Raw genomic sequence first — 21,827 nt, 5'->3', positions numbered from 1 at the left:
TTCGTATTTTACTGCGACTGACCTACTGCGACTGGCCTACCAAGGCGTGCTGGGGAGCGATAGCTGATGATGGCCGGCCTTGAGGCTCAGTTCAATGAAGCGCCGATCTATCTCGAAGTCTGCCTGGGGAAGAATGGCATCGACGACCTTGTCGGCATGTTGTTGCAGTAGCGCAATATGCCCGGGCTCTGCACCCAGCAATGACAATGTCTTGAGCAGCTCCAGCAATGCCAGGCAGATCGAGAGGTCATCTCGGCCATAGTGCAGGATGGGCGAAATGGAACGATAGAGCAGGCTGTCAAAGGACTCCATGGCCCAGCTGACCCTGACCCGTTTCTGATCATCGACGCAGCAGTTACAGGAGGGTAGCAGCATGCGCTCACCGAGCAGCTCGGTAAGCTGATGCAGGCAGAGGCGGGCAGTGCCGGGGTCATTGATACCGGGAGACAGCGCCTTGATGGCGACCTCCATCAACTGGGTGAGGCCATGCTCATGAAGGTCATCCACTGACTCACCATCCAGGTAGCCCAGAGCCGCACGCAGTTTATTGATCAACTCTGCCTGCTGGGTCTCATCGAGCTCATCTCCAGCAGTGAAGCCCTCTGGCAGTCCATTTGGCCATTCGATGCGCATCAACGGCATGCCGCTGACGATAAAGGCACCGAGAGCGAAGTCCAGATGCACCACCATGTCATGCTCAGTGGCGAGTATGCGGAGGGCGGCGAAGTCGACCTGCTGGACATAGCCTCGGCGACGGGCGCGTAGCAGCTGACAGTGATCATCATTGCGAGTGACTTCCCGCTCGCTATAACCGTTGCCGCGATTACGCTTACGTAGGCGCTCGAGTGAGGCACGGGTCCGCCCGGCCAGTCGGCGCGCGACAGCGTTGATCTGTACCGATTGTGATGCCTGATGGATGAAGTAGATGAACATGCCCAGGCAGTTGACCATCATCATCACGCCGAGATAGACCGCCAGCGAGCGCCACAGCGTGGGAGCATCACCTTCGTTGGGGACCATGAGATTGATCAGCAGGAATAGCAGGCTACCGAGATAATGGCCGAGTACCAGCTGATGGTGGCGCTCGGTGACTAATCCCAGCAATAGCTTGTGAGAGAACTGCGCACCGGCCTGAGTCAGCACACTCATCACCATGGTGAAACTGAATACCATCAGTGAGATAAGACCGCCCACCAATGCTGCCAACAATGTGCGCGGTGTGTCGTGCTCCTTGAAAGTCAGTGCCTGGAGAAGGTCACTGCCAGGTAATGAAGACGCAGTAGTCAATCCCGAGGGCAACACAGAAAGCAGGCCCAACGTGATGTAGAGCGTTGCCAGCAAGCTAGGCAGGTAGGCAATGCTGGTCGTGTAGGCGCGTAACCACATGAGAGGTTGTCGTATCCAACGGGTCATGAGTGTTTCCTTGTCATAAGCACTTCTCGATCATGAGGCCTCCCTTGAGGCGAGACGCTGCAGAGCGCGTTGTGACCGTTATGACCTGTCACGGCGGTAACTGCAAGAATGCTGGATGGCAAGACGCCCCCACTGGTTGGCCAGTGAGGGCGTCTTGATCAAACGCGTTTTTCAGATGAGTTGATCACATTCAGTGATCAGGCATCGATGCGCTTGTACTTCATGCGCTTGGGTGCATCGTTACCGACACGGGCGTGATAATCCGCTTCGTAATCCGAGTACCCCCCCTCGAAGAGCACCACATTGGACTCACCTTCATAGGCGAGGATGTGGGTTGCGATGCGATCCAGGAACCAGCGATCGTGCGAGATGACCATCGCGCAGCCCGGGAAGGCCAGTAGGGCCTCTTCCAGTGCACGCAGTGTCTCGATGTCCAGATCGTTGGACGGCTCATCCAGCAGCAGCACATTGGCTGCTTGCTTGAGGGTCTGAGCCAGCTGCAGACGACCGCGCTCACCACCGGAGAGATCAGACAGGCGCTTCTGCTGGTCAGTACCCTTGAAGTTGAAGCGGCCGACATAGGCACGCGACGACACTTCATGGCCGTTGATGTTGAGGATGTCCTGGCCGTCGGAGACGGCTTCCCAGACGGTCTGGTTATCTTCCAGGCCATCACGCAGCTGCTCGACATAGGCGATCTTGACGGTCTCGCCCAGCACGACTTCACCGCTATCCGGTGTGTCCATGTCGGTCAGCAGTTTGAAGAGCGTTGACTTACCCGCACCGTTACCACCGACGATGCCGACGATGGCACCCTGCGGGATGGTGAAGGACAGGTCATCAAACAGTAGCTTGTCATCAAAACGCTTGGTGACATTGTGCAGCTCGATGACCTTGTCGCCGAGGCGCGGTCCCGGCGGAATGTAGATTTCGTTGGTCTCGTTACGCTTCTGGAAATCACCGGACTGCATTTCCTCGAAGCGGTTGAGACGCGCCTTGCTCTTGGCCTGCCGGCCTTTGGCATTCTGACGCACCCACTCCAGTTCCTGCTGGATAGCCTTGTTACGCGAGGCTTCCTGCTTGGATTCCTGTTGCAGACGGGCGTCCTTCTGCTCAAGCCATGAGGAGTAGTTGCCTTCGAAGGGAATACCCTGGCCACGATCAAGCTCGAGAATCCAGCCTGCGACGTTATCGAGGAAGTAGCGATCGTGAGTGATGGCCACAACGGTGCCAGCATAGTCGTGGAGGAAGCGTTCCAGCCAGGCGACGGATTCGGCATCCAGGTGGTTGGTCGGCTCATCCAGCAGCAGCATGTCCGGGCTTGAAAGCAGCAGACGGCATAGTGCAACACGACGACGCTCACCACCGGACAATACGCCGACATTGGCGTCCCACGGTGGTAGACGTAGCGCTTCGGCGGCCACTTCCAGCTTGCGCTCCAGGTTGTGGGCATCGGAGGCCTGAATCAGGTCTTCCAGCTTGGCCTGACGTGACGCGAGAACGTCGAAATCGGCATCTGGCTCGGCGTAGGCCGCGTAGACTTCATCAAGCTCACTCTGGGCGTTCTTGATGTGGGCGAGAGATTCCTCGACGCACTCGCGTACGTTCTTGGAATTGTCCAGCTCCGGCTCCTGCGGCAGGTAGCCGACATTCAGGCCCGGCATGGGACGAGCTTCGCCGTTATAGTCCTGATCGACGCCTGCCATGATGCGCAGCAGCGAGGACTTGCCGGAGCCGTTGAGACCGAGTACACCGATCTTGGCACCCGGGAAGAAGGACAGCGAGATGTCCTTGAGGATCTCGCGCTTCGGGGGAACGACCTTGCCCACCCGGTTCATGGTATAGACGAATTGCGCCATGGAATTCCAATTAGGTTGGAGAATGGAATGACGCGCTGATGATAGTGCCCGCTGCCGCGCTTGACCAGTCGGGGAGCATGCATGTCATTGCCGTGATTGTCTGTCGTACCTCCTGCAGCACGACAGACAATCATCATTTCACGTACGTCACTGGCTAAAGGAGTGAATTACTCCTCTTCCCCCCAATCGATGGCATCCAGCACCTCGTCATCATCCGCTTCTTCGTCCCAGCCCTCACGAATGGCGCGCGCAAGTGCGCGCTCTTCCATCAAGGCTTCAAGGCGTTGGCGAGAGTCGCTGCGGACAGCCTTGCTCTGGGCACGGGATGAGGAAAGCTCGAAGTCGACCTCGCTGGGCGCGTCTTCGGCCAATGCAGTGGCATCAATATCGTCGAGGAATTGCTCGCGGGCCATTGGCGGACCTCCCGATCATGAAACAGTCTGCCCAACGACAGGCGTCAGACACCGCCGTCGGCATCGTGCCGAGGGCTCATTGGCTATATAGCGCTCACGGCTGACGATGACAAGCCTTTCACGTGAGATGGGCGCCCTCATTGCAAACATGGAAGTGGTGCTAAATACGTCATCGGTCTCGATCGTGATCACTGGATACGACAACGCCTCCCAAATCGGGAGGCGTTGTCGGTTATCAGAAAGGGCGCACAAGGCCGTCATCCACTCAGGTAACTGCTGAGAGATCAGTTGGCACTGATGCCTTGTGCCGCGCGCAAGCGCTCAAGCTCTTCAAGGGCTGTCATCAGATCAGTGACATCCTTCTGTACACCGATGAAGTATTGCAGATTGTCATGCTCATCGAAGACGGGCGTCATGGACAGTTCATTCCAGAACAGACTGCCATCCTTGCGATAGTTGCGCAGGACCTCCCGGCACGGACGTTTTTCACGCAAAGCATCGCGTACGCGATCCAGCTGCGGCTGATCGCGATCGTCATTCTGCAAGAAGCGGCAGTCGCGATAGAGAATTTCGTCGGCGCTGTAGCCGGTAAGACGCTCGAAGCCCTGATTGACGTAGATCAGGATGTTCTCATCGCCTTCCTGTTCGGCCACCACGATGCCATCGTCCGAGGCATTCACGACTCTCTCGAGCAGCTCGGGGCTGATCATGTGGGGTCTTTTCATCTGACTCTGATCCTTGCGGCAGAAGAACCCGGCCCTGGGGCCGAGCCTGAGAGAACTTGATAAACCGGCGCCTGTCCGTGTCCCCGGACAGCACAGCACCTTGATGGGTTTTACTATGGCGGGGCATGACGGCTTATGCAATCGCAGCCGCTAATGTGATGGCGTCGCTGGGCGTGCATGGCGGTGGCAAGGCTAGCGGCGGGCAGCCTCAGTCATCCTCCACCTCGGGCAATCGTTGGGCACACAGGGCAGCACTGGCGGCCACTCCTGACAGAATCAGTAGTAGCCATTCACTGCCCAGCCACTGGGCCAGTCCACCGATGACTAGCCCCAGTGCCAGCATCAATACGCCGGTCAGCGTATTGGAGAGCGCGACATACAGGGCGCGGTTGTCGGCGCTGGCCAAGTCAACCACGTAGGTCTTGCGGCCAAGGCGAATGCCGGCGTGCGCCACCACTAGCGCCCCATAGACGAGTGCGTAGCTCCAGACGTTATTGGCAAGTGATTCTGGCCACCACACCATGCTACCGGCCACGGCACAGCAGACCGATGCCCCCGCGCCTGCATTGCGCATCACACGCCGGCTTGAGGTGTCAGCAAGCTTGCCCCAGATGGGGCTGGCGACCATGCCCGCGAGCCCGGACACCAGTACCAGTACGCCCAGGCCGCCGAGACTCTCGCCGCTTTGCTGCTGACCCAGCAGGGCAATGTAGGGCAGCGCCAAAGCACTTGATAACAGCAGGGCGCGGGCCAGATTGAAGTTGCGGAAGGCAGCGTCATGTTTGAGCTGACGGAAGCCTTCGCGCACGGTATCCCACGCATTGGCACCACCTCCAGTGGCACCGCTATCTTCCTGAATCAGCGCCGCGCACACGGCATTGAGTATCCAGCCAAGCGCTGCGATGGCCATCAGGATGGCCAGCACCTGTTGGCCGGGTTGCTGGTCCAGCAGCATCAACGCGCCGCCGGAAATGAGCGTCAGGGCTCCGGCCACGCCTCCACTCCATCCCATCAGGCGACCACGACGCTTCTTGGCGATCGTCTTGCCCAGTACGTCCTTGGTGGCGATGGAGGCGACCCCTCGTCCCAGTGAGAGTACGACCAGCAGTGCCAATACCAGGCTGCCCGCCAGGGTGCCATCAAGAGTGCTATCCAGCCCGTGACGAGATGCGGCATCACTCTGTGACAGCAGCGCAATCATCACTAGTCCGAGAGCCATCAGTGCTTGTAACGCAGCGCCAGCGACCCACACCCATTTGCGCTGTGGCAGTGGTCGGATGAAACCGGCGACCAGTAATTGTGGTAACAGGGCACCGGCTTCCCTAATCGGTACCAGCAGGCCGACCATCCATACCGGCGCACCAATCAGTCCCAATAACCACGGCAACACCAGGCGCGCACTCGCCAATTCATCGGCCAGCTTGGTACCCAACGAGGCCAGCAGGTGGCGCATGAAGTTGCCGGGTTGCTGATGACAGGCATCCTCGGAAATTTCCTTGCACATGCGTGAGTCTTCATCGCCGGTCATGCGCTCAAAAAAGCGACTTTGCACAGTGCGATGGCCATTGGCAGCAGAGGCAACGTCAGAAGGGATGCCGGAAGAGGAGGGCGAGGGGGCTGACATGAGAGGCTCCGCAGATCGTCGACTGAGACGCTATTATCATATGCCCGTCTGTGAATGCACAGCATGACGCTGATAACACGGCATTGACCTTATACGTTCACTGCAGTGAAGTGAGTGCATCTGATCATTCGCTGACAACAGGAAAGCATAGGCTCATGGAACATCCGTCCACTCTCAAGATTCGCATTCACTACTGCACTGGCTGCAACTGGCTCCTAAGAGCTGCCTGGTATGCGCAGGAGCTACTTTCCACTTTCGGGGAGGATCTCGGTGAAGTGGCACTGGCGCCTAGCCACGGCGGCCACTTTGAGGTGCTGTGCCAGCCAGCCCCAGATGACGAGTGGCAGGTGCTATGGGAGCGCAAGCGTGATGGCGGCTTCCCTGATAGTCGTGATCTCAAGCAGCGCGTTCGCGACGTGCTGGATCCGGAGCGTGACCTCGGCCACATCGACCGTGCCAGCCGCGAGCAAGCGACACCGTCACAATGACGAAAAGAGTGACGGTGTCGCTGGATGTTGCGTGCTGGTCAGTGATTGAGTGACCAGTGAACGTTTGGCCAGTGAAACAGCACGTCATGGCGAATCGCTTACCACCAGCGTTTGCGCTTGAGCAGCCACATCTGCATCGCGACTACGCCGAGGGTCATGCCGACAAAGGCGGTGAAGCCCCATGGGCTATCGCTACCAGGAATACCGCCGACATTGACGCCCAGCAGGCCCGTCAGAAAGCCCAGCGGCAGGAAGACGGCGGTGATGACCGAGAGGAGATACATGCGCTGGTTGAGCTGTTCGTTGTGTTCGCTGGTGCGCTGCTCGTGAATGATCAACGCGCGTTCCTGCATGGCCTGAAAATCTTCCACGTAGCGTGACAGCTGGTTGGCAATCTCGCGCAGGTCGAGCCGTGCTGACTCGTCGATCCACAGTGGCCCTTGGGCGAGCTGGGCGAGGCAGTCGCGCTGCGGGCCCATGAAGCGTCGCAGCGTGATCAACGGGCGGCGCAGACGCGTGATGTCGTCTGGGTCGATATCGATGTCGTTGAGCTGATCATCCTCGATGATGGCCAGTTGATCATCGAGTCGGTGACTCAGCTCCGCGACCCGATCCACCAGCGCATCACTGATCATGGCCAGCAGCCAGGAGATGCTTTCGGCGCCCTGGCCGGCTTCCAGCTGCTCGCGTACCTGGGTAATCGATTGGAAGGGGCGGCGGCGCAGTGTGATCAGACGTGTCGGGCTCATCCACAGGCGCAGTGAGAGCAGATCTTCCGGAGCGGCACCCGGGTTGAGGTTGATGCCACGCAGAGTAGTGACCATGCCGCCGCCAAAGCGCGCGACACGTGGCCGGGTGTCCAACTCTGTCAGCGCCTCGATGCTAGGCCCATCCAGCTGTGCGATACCCTCCAGATAGTCATTGACGTCGCCGCGGGTGTAATCGAGATGCATCCAGATCAATGCCTCGGGATCCTGCCACTCGCAGCGGAGTCCTGCGTCATTCAACACAGTAGCGCCGCCCTTGCCGTCAAGGCGATAGGCGCTCACTAGTGCGGTGGCGGGCGAGTCTTGACTAGCGAGTGTCTGTGGGTCAGTTACAGATGTCATTCACGAGATTCCTTTCAATGGCCCGCTTGCAGCACCAGGTAGGGCACGTCATGCTCAAGCCGTTGGCTCAAGCGCCATGAAGCCTCAGGCAGCATGGCAGCTGTCGTTATCGTTGCCAGGAAGGCAACACCAGAAATGTAAGGAAGGATGCCATGAGTCGGGACAGGGAAGCCATGCTTTACGGGCTCGGTGCGGTTGGCTTGTGGTCGACCGTCGCGACCGCCTTCAAGCTCGCACTGGTGCAGATGACGCCGCTGGAGCTGGTGTGGTTGGCGGCACTGGTTTCCTGGGCGTTGATTGGTGTGCTGATGTGGCGCCAGGGTCGCCTGCGCGAAGCGCTAAGTACCGGTTGGCGTGGTGGTTGGCGCACAGCGTTGTGGGCAGGACTGATGAATCCGGTCGGTTATTACTTGGTGCTGTTTGGTGCCTATGCGCGTCTACCGGGACAGGAAGCCATGGCGCTGAATTACACCTGGGCACTGGCGATGGCCTTCCTCGCGGTGCCCATCCTGGCTCAGCGCTTGACGCGTATTGATGTTGCCGCCGGACTGATCGCCTATGCGGGGGTGTGGACCATCGCCACGCGGGGTGAGGTGCTCAATGTCGCCTTTGCTGATCCGCTCGGTGTCGGGCTGGCGTTGGGCTCGACGCTACTGTGGGCGCTTTACTGGTTACTGAATGCGCGTGATGCTCGCGCCCCGCTGGTTGCGCAGTGGCAGAATTTCAGCATTGCAGTACCGGTACTGACAGTGCTGGTCGCCATGGGGCCGGGTTTCGAGAACTTGATCGGCAGTAATGCCAATCCGCAGGCGCTGGCGGCAGGCGTGTATGTCGGTGTGTGCGAGATGGGCATTGCCTTCGTGCTCTGGCAATTGGCAGTCCACAAGGTGTCGCGTACTGCCAAGGTCTCCAACCTTATCTTCCTGTCACCGCCGGTTTCATTGACGCTACTGCACTTCATTGTCGGTGAGCCGATCCTCACCTCGACCCTTGCTGGACTGATACTGATACTTGCCGGATTGGGTCTGCAACAGTTGCAGAAGGCGCCTACACCCTTGGAAGTCTAGTCACTCTGCTTGTCTTCATCCGGCAGTATCAGTCGATCGGCATCCACCACGATCAGCGGGTCCGGGGTACCGATCAGCGTGCTGTCCTTGCCTGGATAGTCGAGTTGGCTGAGTACATGCCGTATTGCCTCGATCCGTGCACGGCGTTTGTCATCGGAGCGAATCAGTGTCCACGGCGCGTGGCGACTGTGAGTCCGTGCGAACATGCTTTCAGCGGCACGGGTGTAGTCATCCCACTTCTCCTGCGCGACGGCATCCATGGGGGACAGCTTCCAATGTGTCAGGGGATCGGCGGCGCGCTTGGCAAAGCGGTTGGACTGTTCCTCGCGGGAGACGGAAAAATACAGTTTCACCAAGTGCAGGCCGTCCTCCACCCAAAGGCGCTCCTGCTGCGGCACCTGCACCAGAAAGCGCTCGATCTCCACTTCGCTGGCAAATCCCATCACGCTCTCGACACCGGCGCGGTTGTACCAGCTGCGATCGAACAGCACGATCTCACCGCTGGTCGGGAAGCGTGAAACATAGCGCTGGAAATACCATTGACCCTTTTCGGTCTCGTTGGGCTTGTCCAGTGCCACGACGCGCGCAAAACGCGGATTGAGATATTCCATGAAGCGCTTGATGGTACCGCCCTTGCCCGCGGCATCTCGCCCCTCGAACACGATGGCCAGTCGTTCACCACTCTCTCGCAGCCAATGTTGCACCTTGAGCAGCTCTATCTGCAGGGCACGCTTCTCCGCTTCGTAGATCTTGCGCTTGAGTCGCTTCTCGTACGGGTAGGCATCGGTTGAGACCGGCCCCAGCGTCATGCGTGGCCCTTGAGGGGCCTCCTGTGACGAAGACTTGCTCTGTTTCGTGGCCTTGCTCTGTTTCGAGGTCTTGTTCTGTTTCGAGGCCGAGGTACGCTTGCGAGGTGTATTCATGGCAGGAATCTCACGTTAGGTGAACAACGAGAAGTGATCCGTTATCCCCCTTGCCGAGGGATGTCATCTCTCAGCAAGGTGGGAGAGTGCAGGGTTATTCTGCGAGCGGTGCGAGTGTCGGCCAGATGATATCCAGCAACTGCGGTTGCGCTTTGGCCGTAGGATGAATGCGATCCTGCTGCATTAGCTCCTGGCTGGCAGGTGCCGTGGCGATTCCGTCAAGAATGAAGGGCACCAGGGGCACCGAATACTGGGTTTCGAGCGTCCGGTAGACCTGACGGAACGCCTTGGTGTAGGCCGGGCCGTAGTTGGGTGGAATCTCGATGCCCAGCAGTACAGGCTGCGCACCCGTCGCCTGAACCGTTTCCAGCATGCTGGCCAGGTTGGCTTGCATGCGCTGGGGCGGTAGCCCACGAAGGCCATCGTTGCCGCCTAGCTCGATCATGACCAGTGAGGGATGATGTTTGTCGAGCAACGCAGCGAGACGATTACGACCACCCTCTGTCGTGTCGCCGCTGATACTGGCGTTGATGACATCAGGTGCATCACGTCCAAGTGTCTCATCAAGACGTTTATCCAGCAGGGCGACCCAGCCTTGGCTGCTATCGATACCGTAGCCTGCCGAGATGGAGTCGCCCAGCACCAGCCAAGGGCCGTCGGTCGTTGTGCTGGCCGCAGACGCAGCCTGTGAGCTCAGTGTCAGTAGGGCGGCGAGTGCCGCCGAACTTAGCGTTGCACGTAGCGTTGTCAGCACGTTGTTCAGGCGCAGATTGCTCAGGCGCAGCGTATTCAGAAAAGGGCGTTGGGGTGTGAGGCGCCACTCAGACAGCATTCTCATTGTTCATCTCCGTCTACTTCGGACTCTCTTCTTCGGATTCAGGGCCTGTCCCCGCTCCGTTCTCTACCATAAGCGAGCAGACACGATGTCACATAACGCTATCATTAACGACGCACCACTCACGTCAAATCATCTGGTGTCTCAGGCCCCGCGCCCGGTGCTTGAAGTCAGCGGACTAGCGCAGCGCGTCGTCAGTGGTGAGGGGCGCTTGACCATTCTCGAGCATCTCGAGCTGTGCGTGAACTCCGGTGAGAGCGTGGCAATCATCGGCGCGAGTGGCTCAGGCAAGTCGACGTTGCTGGGGTTGCTGGCGGGACTCGATAGTCCCACCGAGGGTGAGATTCGCCTGTTTGGCACCTCACTCTCCGGGCTTGATGAGGATGGGCGTGCCGCGCTGCGCGCGGGGCAAGTCGGCTTCGTGTTCCAGAATTTCCAGTTATTGCCGACGCTGACGGCGCTTGAAAACGTGCTGATGCCGCTGGAGCTCGCCCCTCAAGGAGATATCGAGGCGAAGGCGCGTGATTGGCTGGCGAGGGTAGGGTTAGCTGAGCGAGTGAGCCACCTGCCGCGACATCTTTCTGGAGGAGAGCAGCAGCGTGTCGCTATCGCGCGGGCCTTTGTGGCAGCTCCCGGGCTGGTATTTGCCGACGAGCCGACCGGTAACCTGGATACCGCCACAGGCGATCGCATTGCAGATCTACTGTTCACGCTCAATCGTGAGCGTGGCACGACGCTGGTTCTGGTGACGCATGATCTGACGCTGGCGCGTCGTTGTGATCGCTGTCTGAACCTTGAAGACGGAAAACTCGTGGAGTGGCAGGCAACATCAGACGCCAACGCGATACCGGATGCTCCAGGAGGACAGCATGTCTGAGGTCACATCGTCTTCGCGCACCTCTTCATCGCCGCCCCGCTCTCGAAGCGCACGTCTGCCGCTGGCATTGCGCGGCCTGATGCGCGACCTGCGTGCCAGTGATGTGCGCGCACTGTTTCTGGCTTTGATGTTGGCGGTCGCCGCCACCACCATGATCGGTTTCTTTCTGGATCGCCTTGATCGTGGCCTGACGCGTCAGGCCGGTCAGCTGCTGGGCGGTGATCTGGTGCTGGAATCCAGCAACCCGCTCGACCCTCGTTTTACGCAAGCCTTCGAGGAGGCTGGCCTGACGATGTCGCCACAGCTGGGCATGGTCTCGATGGCCTCGCATGATGATGCCTTCGTGCTCTCAAGCCTCAAGGCCGTTACGCCGGGTTACCCCTTGATGGGCAAGGTCGAGCTGGCTTCCGATACTCCCGACACTCTCGTTGAAGGTATGAGCGGTGAGTCTTCTGGTGGCGAAACGTCGGGGTCCGAGACACGTGCTGCCATCCCCCCGCCGGGCGAAGCATGGCTGGTCTCGAGGCTGGCCACGGCGCTGGGTCTTGAACTTGGCGACAGCGTCACGGTGGGCAGCAAGACGCTGACCGTGACGGGGCTCATCACGCGGGAGCCGGACCAGCAGGGCGGTTTCTCTGAATTCAGTCCGCGGCTGATGTTCAACATGCAGGATCTCGACGCCACCGGTCTGATTCAGCCAGGATCGCGGATGGAATATCGACTGCTGGCCGCCGGTGATCCCGCCGCGGTTCAACAGGCGCGTGATGCCATTGCACCGCTATTGGCGAGCGCTGACAACGCTGAGGTGCGTCTCAAGGATGTGCGCGAGGATCGGCCGCGTCTGGGGCGTTCGCTGGAGCGGGCTGACAAGTACCTGAGTCTGGCCGGGCTGGTCGCGGTGTTGCTGGCCGGTGTTGCGGTGGCGATGTCCACACGCCGCTATGTGGAGCGTCATCTGGACAGTGCGGCGCTATGGCGCTGCTTCGGTGCTTCCCAGCGTCAACTGTCACGCCTGTTTGCCGCACAGCTTGGCTGGTTGGCATTGCTGGCGAGTACCGCGGGGGCCGTGCTTGGCCTGCTGGGCCAGATGGGGCTTGTGGCGCTGTTGGAGCGCTTCCTGCCGCTGACCTTGCCTGCCCCCGGGCCGCTGCCGTTGCTGCTGGGCATTCTGACGGCGCTGGCGGTGCTGGTGGGCTTTGCAGGCCCGATGCTGCTGAGATTGCGTCAGGTCAGTGCACTCAAGGTACTGCGGCGTGAACTGGCGCCCATGCCGGCCTCGGCGTGGATCGTGGTGGCGATGGCGAGCCTGGTGTTCGGCGCGCTGATGTGGCTCTACTCGGGCGATCTGGTGCTGGCGGCTGGCTTGCTGGTCGGTGGCATCGTCGGCCTTGGGCTGCTGCTGGTCGTGGGGCATCTATTGCTGGCACTGATGGTGCGCATCGTGGCGCGCACGCGTGGCCAGGGCGCCTGGAGTCGTCCGATCCGCATTGCTGGCGGTCTGCTTGCCAGGCGGCGTGGCGCGAGCCTCGGGCAGCTGGTGGCCTTCGCCGTCACCTTTGCGGCGGTGGCCTTGATCGCGCTGGTGCGTGGCGATCTGATCAGTCGCTGGCAGGCACAGATTCCCGTCGATGCGCCCAATCACTTCGCCATCAATATCCAGTCCTCTCAGCAGCAGGCGTTTGGTGAGCAGCTGGCCGCGTTGGTCGATGAACAGGCGGGTGACAGTCAGAGTGAGCTTTACCCGATGGTGCGAGGACGCATCACGGTGCTCAATGGCGAGTCTCTGCTGGGTCGTTCTCAGCAACGTGCGCTGGAAAAGGCTGACGCTGACCAGGAGCCGGCGGCAGGTGGTATGCAGGAGGGCGCTGATCGCGAAGGGGATGGGGAGAAGCAGGGCGTACCGCAACGTGAGCTCAACCTGACCTGGCACCGTGACCTGCCGAACCACAATCGTTTGACGGCTGGTGATTGGACACCGATGGAAACCTTTGCCGATGCCACTCCGGCGCAGCGCATCACCATTGCCGGTGAACAGGGTGTCCCCGTCTCGATGGAGGAGGACCTTGCGGAGCGCATGGGACTCACGTTGGGCGATACGCTGTCATTTACCGTCGGCAGCGAGGTCATCAAGGCGCAAGTGGTCAATACCCGCTTCGTCGATTGGGACAGCTTCCAACCCAACTTCTACGTCGTCTTCCCACCGGGCGCATTGGATGGCTTTGCGCACAGCTACATGACGGCCTTCCATCTCGAGGATGATCGCAAGTTGGCACCGCTGGTGCGGGACTATCCCAGCGTCTCGTTGATCAATATCGACGCTATCCTGTCACGAGTGCAGGAGTTGATCGCCCAGGTCTCGCGGGCTGTGGAATTGATTCTCGGTCTGGTACTGCTGGCAGGTGCCAGTGTGCTCTACGCGGCGCTGGTCGCCAGTCGTCCCGCACGTGAGCATGAAGGGGCGCTCTACAAGGTGTTCGGCGCCGGCCAGAGCTTGCTGGCGCGTCTTCAGGCGGCGGAATTCGTGCTGTTGGGGATGCTCAGTGGCCTGCTGGGGGCGATGCTGGCGGAAGGGGCGGCGGTCGGTCTCTATTCCGGCTGGTTGGGGCTGCCGGTGGCGCTGCATCCCTGGCTTTGGATCAGCTTGCCTTTGCTGGGGGCACTGCTGGTCGGTGGGCTGGGGTTCTGGCTGTCGCGCGAGGTGCGGCGTCAGCCCCCGATGGCGGGCCTGCGCGCCCTGCAGTGATCCACTCGCTCGGTAGAGGATAGCGTGCTTTTCGGCCTCATGGATGTTCCCTCATTCATGGGGCCGCCTTGCTCAGTTGATCAGTTCTTTTCGCATTAACAATGACGCTGATTCATGTGAATCGCGTCGCTGGCTGAGGTATCATGCTGGTCCTGATCTTACCCCTAGATGGCGAACCGGCCGTGCCGGACATCGCTGTCGTCATCACCCTTCAGGCGAGGACACCCGATGTTCACCCGTGACATGCAGATTGCCGGTTTTGATGATGCGCTTCTGAGCGCGATGGACGACGAAGTCGTTCGCCAGGAAGCTCATATCGAGCTGATCGCCTCCGAGAACTACGCAAGCCCCCGGGTCATGCAGGCACAAGGCACCCAGCTGACCAACAAGTATGCGGAAGGCTATCCGGGCAAGCGTTACTATGGCGGTTGCGAGTTCGTCGACAAGGTCGAGCAGCTGGCCATAGATCGTGCCTGCGAATTGTTTGGCGCGACCTATGCCAACGTTCAGCCGCACGCTGGTTCCCAGGCCAACAGCGCTGTCTTCCAGGCGTTGGTCACGCCGGGTGACACCATTCTGGGCATGAGCCTGGACGCCGGCGGTCACCTGACTCACGGTGCACGTCCGAACTTTTCCGGCAAGCACTACAATGCCGTCCAGTACGGTCTGGGCGAGAATGGCCTGATCGACTACGCCGAAGTCGCGCGCCTGGCGCGTGAGCACCAGCCGAAGATGATCATCGCTGGCTTCTCCGCCTACTCCCAGATCATCGATTGGGCAGAATTCCGCAAGATCGCTGACGAAGTAGGTGCCTACCTGCTGGTCGACATGGCGCATGTGGCGGGTCTGGTCGCGGCCGGTATCTACCCGAGCCCACTGCCCCACGCACACGTTGTCACCACCACCACGCACAAGACCCTGCGCGGTCCGCGTGGCGGGCTGATCCTGTCAGCCGAAGGTGACGCTGCCATCGAGAAGAAGCTGAACTCCGCTGTCTTCCCGGGTGGCCAGGGTGGCCCGCTGATGCACGTCATCGCGGCCAAGGCGATCTGCTTCAAGGAAGCGATGGATCCGTCCTTCACCACGTACCAGAAGCAAGTGGTGAAGAATGCTCAGGCGATGGCGTCCGTGTTCCTCGAGCGCGGCTTCGAAGTCGTCTCCGGCGGTACTGAAGACCACCTGTTCCTGCTGTCGCTGGTCAAGCAGGGCCTGACCGGCAAGGATGCTGACGCTGCGCTGGGCCGTGCCCACATCACCGTCAACAAGAATGCCGTTCCGGGTGACCCGCAGTCGCCGTTCGTCACGTCCGGTCTGCGTATCGGGACGCCGGCGGTCACGACTCGTGGCTTCAAGGAGCAGGAGTGTCTGGATCTGGCAGGCTGGATCTGCGACATCCTCGACGCGATGGTAGCCGGTGATTCCACGGCTATCGAAGCTGAAGTGCAGGCCAAGGTATCCACCGTCTGTGCGCGTCTGCCGGTCTACGCGTAAGCGCGTTTGAGTGAGTTCGCCTATCGGGCTCAAGCAAGGCTGGACATGAGAACGCCTGTCGCGAAAGCGGCAGGCGTTTTTTCATGAGTGATCGGTGGCAGCCATCCCCCGTTCTGTATCGGTCGCGAGGTGATCGATGGCTCAGAAAAGTCAGCCTACATCGCTGATCCAACAGTCTAGTCTCACACTGAGTCATCTCAACAAGTGCAAGGAGGCTATCATGGCCAGCATGCAGCATTACGCGTTCTTGATTCTGGTCGAGAGTAGCGGCAATACCTCCCTGAGCAGTCAGGGTAGCGGTGAGGTACGCCTGTCAGTGGCGACGCTCAGCTCGCTCAGGGCAGCCGAACGCTTGGTCAGTGAGCTGGTGGCGCAAGGGGTAAGTCAGATAGAGCTATCCAGCAGCTTTGGTGAGGCGGGAGAAGCGGTTGTCAGAACGGTCATCGCCGACAGTGGTGCTGAGCGTCTGGTGAGTGTCGGGCGCGTGCAATTCGCATCTTGAGTCCCTATTGGATGCTTCTTCCAGCCGTCCATTCCAACTGTCTATTCCAACTAACTATTTTAGCTATAGCTTATTAGCAGCCCTTCTAATTAGCTTTTCCTGCCTTTGACGCCAAGGCCATCTCTTGCAAGCCAGGTTGACCGCTTGGAAATGGGATTAGAGAAAGCCCTTTTGCAACATGAGGTTGCGAAAATGCATGACCAAAGTCTGGGCCCGTCGTTGGTCTAACCTGTCTTGCCGTCATGTCTGACATGGGCTATTCCTTGATCGACAAGAGCGCGCTGAAGCAAAGATCTCGAGGGTGAAGGTCTCTGCGAACAATAATCGCGCCACGCCATCAAGGGATGCTACACCATGACCATTTCTCGCTCGGGCGCTGTAGGCTCTGGTAGCCCGTGTCCGACAGAGCCGTCGACGGCTACCCGCATTGATGTTGCCGAGTGGCTGGCTCAAGCCATCTTCGAGAATCGCTACCCACCAGGCAGCATGATTCCCCGTGAGCTGGATCTCTGTGATCAGCATTCTCAGAGTCGCGCCACGGTGCGTACCGCGATCCAAAGTCTTGTCAACGCGGGCATTCTTACTCGCACCACGGGACAGGGAACGCGCGTCAATCCGCTTAGTGGGTGGCATCTGCTTGACCCTCGTGTGACTGGCTGGATGACGCGCTACGCGATGCCGCATCCTCAGCTGGCCCGCGATATCTATGCCTTCCGCGTTTCAATTGAACCTTTCGTCGCCGCATTGGCAGCGACAGAAGCGACCGCCCAGGACCTCTCGGCCATCGAGCAGGCCTATAACGGCATGGCTGCCGCTGTCACTGGTGGTAGCGCAATGGCTGAATTCGATACCGCTGACATTGCCTTTCATGATGCGATATTTTCCGCGACCCATAATGTCATCTGGGCGCAGCTTGGCCATGTGCTCAAGCCCTCTATCAGCCTGTTGGTCGCCACCTCCAATCATAATGCGTCGGAACTCGGCGATAGTCTCGGCCGTCATCGTGCGGTGATGGAGGCGATTCGCCTGCGCCAACCTGAGGCCGCGCATGCTGCGACATTGAGCGTGCTGGACCGTACAGCACGTGACTTGGGGCTGGTGGTGGCGGAGCTGGATGAAGACGTTGTCAGCAAGAGTCGTGCCCAGGAGCCGCTTGAACTTCTGCGCCGCTTCGGTCGGTTACCCAGTCTGTCGGCCCCGCTAGGGCGCGACTAAGCCAGTGCGCGTAGCCAGCGCCAGTGTCGCCATGCCGTATTTCATCATTGCGTACTCTCACGAGTGTCATGTTCTCCGTCGACATGGCGCCATCCTGCATACCTCACGCCATATCGGGTGAGTCATGACAACAAGCCATCGCCAGCCATAACAACAAGCAAGGAGTTTCACCATGCCGCTTCCCACTATCTCCACTCGCCGTCTTCGTAACAGCCTACTGCTATCTGGCGTCGTCGCAGGGGCCATGCTGGCTTCGCCTAGCTGGGCTGCTGAATATGAGTGGACCTTTCAAACCTCCGAAACTGCGGGTGAACCGCAGTTTGAGGTCAAGAAGGCTTGGGCTGACAACATCAAGACCATGTCAGATGGCCGTATCGCCATTGAGATTCTCCCGGTCAACGCCGTGGTACAGGCCAACCAGACACTGGATGCGGTTAGTTCGGGCATCTTGCAGGGCCATCTGACAGATCCATCCTACTTCTCTGGTCAGAATCCCGCCTTTGGCATGCTGGGCAATCTGGTCGGCGCCTGGGGCGATCCGCTGGAGTTTCTTGAGTACATGCAGCACGGCGGGGGTGAGGAGCTCTACAACGAACTGGTCGAGCCCTATGGCGTGCATCTGATCGGTGCCGGTGCCACGGGTCTCGAGTCCTTCGTCTCCAAACGACCGATTCGTACTGTCGATGATCTCAAGGGCCTCAAGGTGCGTGCGCCAGAAGGCATGGTCTACAACATCTTCCAGAAGGCAGGTGCTGCCCCCGTCAACCTGCCGGGCTCCGAGGTCTACACCGGTCTCGAGAAGGGTGTGATCGATGCCGCCGACTACACCGTCTTCGCCACCAATGACGACCAGGGCCTGCACAGCTTCGCCAAGTATCCGTCTTATCCGGGCTTCCACTCATTGCCGATGGTGGCAGTATCGATGAATAAAGAGATCTGGGACGGTCTGCCGGTAGATCTGAAGGCGATCATGGAGACCGCGACCGACTCAATGGCCTATGACATGGTGTTCATTCTTAAAGCGCGCGACCTCAAGGCCGTCAGCGCTGCACGTGCCAATCCGGAGATCGACGTCATTGATATGGCGCCGGAAGAGCGTGCCAAGTTCCGTCGTATCGCTCAGCAGGAGTGGAAGGTGTGGTCCGAGAAGAACGAGCTGACCGGCAAGGTCTATGAGTCCGTGGTCACCTTCCTGACTGATCGCAACCTGATGTAACTCTCCGCGCGAGTTTCTCATGTGTGTCATGAGGCGCAGAGGAGACGGCCGGCGTGTCCTGAGGGTACGCCGGTTGTCGTTTACAAGGCGCCGTTCACAAGGCGTCGGTTACCAATGCTGTGAGTCAGCAAGGAATTCGATATGGCGGAACATGATGTGGCGTCGCCCGGCTTGCCGGAGGCGTCTGATGATCACGACCCGAATCTGGGAACACGTACGCCGCTGGACCGCTGGGTCGGCAAGGGCACGCGTGCGGCAGCGTGGGTGGTATTGCTGGCGATGGCGATCAGCGTGTTTGAGGTGGTGATGCGCTATGGCCTCAATTCGCCGACCTCATGGGTGCATGAGACGGTGATCTTCCTGGTTGCGACCAGCTTCGCGCTGGGCGGCCCGGCGGCGCTGGCCAACAACCGCCATATTCGCGTGCGCGTGCTCTACGACCTGGTCGGCGCACGCTTTCGCTACGCGCTGGACTGCTTCAATGACGTGATGACATTGGTGTTCTGCATGGCGATGAGCTACGCGGCATGGGTGATGTTCTGGCGTGCGTCGCACAGTCCACTGGGGGAGTGGCAGTTGGAGCGTTCTGGCACCTCATGGAATCCGCCGTTTCCGGCGATGACCAAGGGCGTGATCCTGTTCGCGCTGGCAGTGATGACCCTGCAGGCGCTGTGGCATCTGTATCAGACCTTCTTCTCGCCCAAGGCACCGGATGCGAATGGCGGCGCAAAGCGCAATGACGCGAGCCACGGCACGCATGAACAGGAGCAGCGCTGATGGATATTGCAACGGCTACGATGCTGTTGGTCGGCGCGATCTTCGCGTTGCTGGTCACGGGTCTACCGCTGGCTTTTGTCACCGGGCTAGTAGCGCTGGGCTATACGTTTGGCTGGTTCGGCCCGATGGCGCTGCCGCTGGTCACCAGTCGGGTCTATGGCTTCGTCACCGAGTATTCGCTGGTCGCGGTGCCGATGTTCGTGTTGATGGCGTCGCTGCTGGATCGCTCTGGTATCGCGAAGGATCTGTTCAATGCCATGCGGGTGATGGCAGGACGCCTGCCCGGTGGCGTGGCGATCCAGACCATCGTGGTGGCGTTCTTCCTCGCCGCGATGTCCGGCATCATCGGCGGCGAGATCGTGCTGCTGGGGATTCTGGCATTGCCGCAGATGCTCAGGCTCGGGTATGACAAGCACATCGCCATCGGCGTGGTATGTGCCGGGGGCTCGCTGGGCACCATGATGCCGCCCTCCATCGTGTTGATCATCTATGGCCTGATCGCCAACCAATCAATTGCTGATCTGTTCACCGCGGCCATCACGCCGGCCATCGTGCTGATGGCAAGCTATATCCTCTATGTGCTGATCCGCTGCCTGCGCAATCCCGCGCTGGGGCCGGTGATGCCTGAGGAAGAGCGGCGCGCCAGCTTCCAGAGCAAGCGTGAGCTTTTGAAGGCTGTCGGTGTTCCGGCGATCATCGCGGGGCTGGTACTTGGCTCCATCTACGGCGGTGTGGCCTCGGTGACGGAAGCCGCGGCGATGGGCAGCTTCGGCGTGCTGGTGGCGGTGATGCTGCGTGGTGAATTCTCCATCACCCTGATGCAGCGCGCGCTGTCCCAGACCATGAACACCTGCGGCATGATCATCTGGATCGGCATCGGTGCGGCGGCGCTGGTCGGGGTCTACAACCTGATGGGCGGCAACCGCTTCGTGTCGAGCATGATTCTGGGACTCGATATTCCGCCGCTGGCGATCATCATGGTGATGATGGCGATCCTGCTGCTGCTTGGGCTGTTCCTCGACTGGATCGGCATCGCGATGCTGACCCTGCCGATCTTCGTGCCGATCATCATTCAGCTCGGTTACGACCCGGTGTGGTTCGGTGTGCTGTTCGCGGTCAACATGCAGGTGTCCTTCCTGTCGCCACCCTTCGGGCCTGCCGCCTTCTATCTCAAGGGCGTAGCCCCTGAGGGCATCAGCCTGAAGGACATCTTCGTCTCGCTGCTACCGTTCATCGCCATCCAATTGTGTGTACTGGCACTGCTGTTGCTGTGGCCGCAGTTATCATTGTGGCTGGTCTAGGTGGTTTACAGCGCCTTCGGGGCCTACCGCGTAGACCTCGTCTGAATGATGTCGATAGTGTCACCTCACAACGCCTTCGCTCATGCGAAGGCGTTTCTGGTTGCGCTGCAATGTTGCGTAGTGCGAGAGACAAGAGGTTTTGCGCACTATTACGGTGCATAACTCGTATGAGGTTAGCACTACTGAAGATGAAACAGGTGGACTACCGTTACAGGTGCACCAGAGTGGCACATTCCCTGCAATGTTCTCGCTAAGCATGTTTCCTGGAACATGTTTTCGAGAGAACAGATGTCGCATTGAAAGGCAGGGCCGGATGCAGGGCTGAAGGCGCATAGGCGTCTTAAAAGGAGAGTACGCATGTCCGAGGTACAACCCCCATTACTGTTGCTGACGGATCTGGATGGTTCATTGCTGGACCACCATGATTACTCGCCTGGTCCGGCGCGTGCCTGGCTGACCCGATTACGGGCCAGAGGTGACTGGATAGTGCCGAATACCTCAAAGACTGCCGCAGAGCTTGCACCGCTCATGCAGTCACTGGGTCTGGCAGGACAGCCGTGGATCGCCGAGAACGGAGGGGTCGTGGCATTGCCGGCGCATTGGCTGGCAGCGTATCCGCTTGAGCAAGCGAGCGACCCGGACGAGCATGATCTATGCCGTGTTGCCGTCGCGACGCCGCGTAGCACGATTCTGGCGGTACTTGTGTCGCTGGAAGAGGAGTTTTCCTTTGAAGGCTTTGCCAGCATGAGTACTGAGCGCATCTGTGAACTGACGGGGCTCGCGCCGCAAGAGGCAGCGTTGGCGGCATGCCGCGATGCCAGCGAGCCTTTGATATGGCAAGACAGCCCTGCGCGCCTCGACGCTTTCAAGGCGCGACTGGCAGCCAATGATCTTCGTTTGACGCGCGGCGGACGCTTCCATCACGTCACCGGCCAGACTGACAAGGGCGTTGCAGCCCGCTATCTGATTGCCCGCTATCGACTCTGCGAACGGGTTCGTCCATGGACACTGGGCTTTGGTGATGGTGCCAATGACCTACCGCTATTGGCGGCAGTGGATAACGGAGTCTTGATTCCAAGTGAGGGCGACACCTCGCAGCGTGATCGCGAACTGGCAGAGTTCCCCGGACTGAGAGACGAGCGTCGCTGCTACCGAGCGAGTGCTCCAGGGCCTATAGGTTGGGTCGAGGGGCTGTCGCACTGGTTAGCGAATGGATTCACGCATCACGAATACGCCACGAGGAGCTGAC

The 21,827-nt window shown here is 59.7% G+C and carries 19 protein-coding genes; 11 read left to right on the top strand and 8 right to left on the bottom strand.

Annotation, left to right across the window (positions count from 1 at the left end; all coding sequences use genetic code 11):
• Positions 1-36 precede the first annotated feature (36 nt).
• From GQR90_RS13185 to GQR90_RS13165, 5 genes are all read right to left on the bottom strand, one after another.
• Entirely contained in the window at positions 37-1,413 is a 1,377-nt protein-coding gene (locus GQR90_RS13185) for a DUF2254 domain-containing protein (RefSeq protein WP_158774510.1), read from the bottom strand.
• Positions 1,414-1,610: 197 nt separating this feature from the next.
• Positions 1,611-3,272 (bottom strand): energy-dependent translational throttle protein EttA, encoded by a 1,662-nt coding sequence (ettA, locus tag GQR90_RS13180; protein WP_158774509.1) that lies wholly within the window; start codon positions 3,270-3,272, stop codon positions 1,611-1,613.
• A gap of 167 nt (positions 3,273-3,439) precedes the next feature.
• The gene (locus tag GQR90_RS13175; protein WP_158774508.1) at positions 3,440-3,685 is read right to left on the bottom strand and encodes a PA3496 family putative envelope integrity protein; all 246 of its coding nucleotides are present in this window, start codon (positions 3,683-3,685) and stop codon (positions 3,440-3,442) included.
• Positions 3,686-3,969: 284 nt separating this feature from the next.
• Positions 3,970-4,410 (bottom strand): PAS domain-containing protein, encoded by a 441-nt coding sequence (locus tag GQR90_RS13170; RefSeq protein ID WP_158774507.1) that lies wholly within the window; start codon positions 4,408-4,410, stop codon positions 3,970-3,972.
• Positions 4,411-4,618: 208 nt separating this feature from the next.
• The gene (locus GQR90_RS13165; RefSeq protein ID WP_233266539.1) at positions 4,619-5,938 is read right to left on the bottom strand and encodes an MFS transporter; all 1,320 of its coding nucleotides are present in this window, start codon (positions 5,936-5,938) and stop codon (positions 4,619-4,621) included.
• A gap of 251 nt (positions 5,939-6,189) precedes the next feature.
• Between GQR90_RS13165 and GQR90_RS13160 the strand changes: the two genes are divergently transcribed.
• Positions 6,190-6,522 carry a SelT/SelW/SelH family protein gene (locus GQR90_RS13160; RefSeq protein ID WP_158774505.1) on the top strand — a complete coding sequence of 111 codons (333 nt, stop codon included), beginning with the start codon at positions 6,190-6,192 and terminating at the stop codon, positions 6,520-6,522.
• 98 nt (positions 6,523-6,620) lie between these two features.
• Here GQR90_RS13160 and GQR90_RS13155 read toward each other — a convergent pair whose 3' ends face one another.
• Entirely contained in the window at positions 6,621-7,631 is a 1,011-nt protein-coding gene (locus tag GQR90_RS13155) for a zinc transporter ZntB (RefSeq protein WP_158774504.1), read from the bottom strand.
• Positions 7,632-7,783: 152 nt separating this feature from the next.
• Between GQR90_RS13155 and GQR90_RS13150 the strand changes: the two genes are divergently transcribed.
• Positions 7,784-8,698, top strand: a complete 915-nt coding sequence (locus GQR90_RS13150) for a DMT family transporter (RefSeq protein ID WP_158774503.1) — start codon at positions 7,784-7,786, stop codon at positions 8,696-8,698.
• On the opposite strand, the gene ppk2 is transcribed toward GQR90_RS13150, so the two are convergent.
• The gene (gene ppk2, locus GQR90_RS13145; RefSeq protein ID WP_158774502.1) at positions 8,695-9,621 is read right to left on the bottom strand and encodes a polyphosphate kinase 2; all 927 of its coding nucleotides are present in this window, start codon (positions 9,619-9,621) and stop codon (positions 8,695-8,697) included. The genes GQR90_RS13150 and ppk2 overlap by 4 nt on opposite strands.
• Before the next feature lie 94 nt (positions 9,622-9,715).
• Positions 9,716-10,459 carry an arylesterase gene (locus tag GQR90_RS13140; protein ID WP_233266298.1) on the bottom strand — a complete coding sequence of 248 codons (744 nt, stop codon included), beginning with the start codon at positions 10,457-10,459 and terminating at the stop codon, positions 9,716-9,718.
• Positions 10,460-10,544: 85 nt separating this feature from the next.
• Between GQR90_RS13140 and GQR90_RS13135 the strand changes: the two genes are divergently transcribed.
• The 9 genes from GQR90_RS13135 (at position 10,545) to GQR90_RS13095 (ending at position 21,826) form a co-directional block, all read left to right on the top strand.
• Entirely contained in the window at positions 10,545-11,333 is a 789-nt protein-coding gene (locus tag GQR90_RS13135; protein WP_158774501.1) for an ABC transporter ATP-binding protein, read from the top strand.
• Between the two features lie 79 nt (positions 11,334-11,412).
• Positions 11,413-14,076: an ABC transporter permease gene (locus GQR90_RS13130; protein ID WP_158775511.1), complete on the top strand. Its 2,664-nt coding sequence runs from the start codon at positions 11,413-11,415 to the stop codon at positions 14,074-14,076.
• 228 nt (positions 14,077-14,304) lie between these two features.
• A complete protein-coding gene (glyA, locus tag GQR90_RS13125; protein WP_158774500.1) occupies positions 14,305-15,567 on the top strand; it encodes a serine hydroxymethyltransferase in 1,263 nt (420 codons plus the stop codon).
• A gap of 220 nt (positions 15,568-15,787) precedes the next feature.
• Positions 15,788-16,069, top strand: a complete 282-nt coding sequence (locus tag GQR90_RS13120) for a DUF6506 family protein (RefSeq protein ID WP_158774499.1) — start codon at positions 15,788-15,790, stop codon at positions 16,067-16,069.
• Between the two features lie 354 nt (positions 16,070-16,423).
• Positions 16,424-17,284, top strand: coding sequence for a FadR/GntR family transcriptional regulator (locus tag GQR90_RS13115; RefSeq protein WP_158774498.1), 861 nt, complete (start codon positions 16,424-16,426; stop codon positions 17,282-17,284).
• A 172-nt stretch (positions 17,285-17,456) separates the two neighbouring features.
• Positions 17,457-18,500 (top strand): TRAP transporter substrate-binding protein, encoded by a 1,044-nt coding sequence (locus GQR90_RS13110; RefSeq protein WP_158774497.1) that lies wholly within the window; start codon positions 17,457-17,459, stop codon positions 18,498-18,500.
• A gap of 141 nt (positions 18,501-18,641) precedes the next feature.
• Complete coding sequence (locus tag GQR90_RS13105) at positions 18,642-19,277, top strand: TRAP transporter small permease subunit (protein ID WP_158774496.1); 636 nt, start codon at positions 18,642-18,644, stop codon at positions 19,275-19,277.
• The gene (locus GQR90_RS13100) at positions 19,277-20,578 is read left to right on the top strand and encodes a TRAP transporter large permease (protein WP_158774495.1); all 1,302 of its coding nucleotides are present in this window, start codon (positions 19,277-19,279) and stop codon (positions 20,576-20,578) included. The genes GQR90_RS13105 and GQR90_RS13100 overlap by 1 nt, the downstream gene beginning before the upstream one ends.
• A 357-nt stretch (positions 20,579-20,935) precedes the next feature.
• A complete protein-coding gene (locus tag GQR90_RS13095) occupies positions 20,936-21,826 on the top strand; it encodes an HAD-IIB family hydrolase (protein ID WP_158774494.1) in 891 nt (296 codons plus the stop codon).
• Position 21,827 lies beyond the last annotated feature (1 nt).

Origin of the sequence: Cobetia sp. L2A1, assembly GCF_009796845.1 — a bacterium.
Classification (GTDB): domain Bacteria; phylum Pseudomonadota; class Gammaproteobacteria; order Pseudomonadales; family Halomonadaceae; genus Cobetia.
The sequence above is the reverse complement of the archived record's forward strand: the minus strand, read 5'-3'. Positions and strand labels throughout refer to the sequence as shown.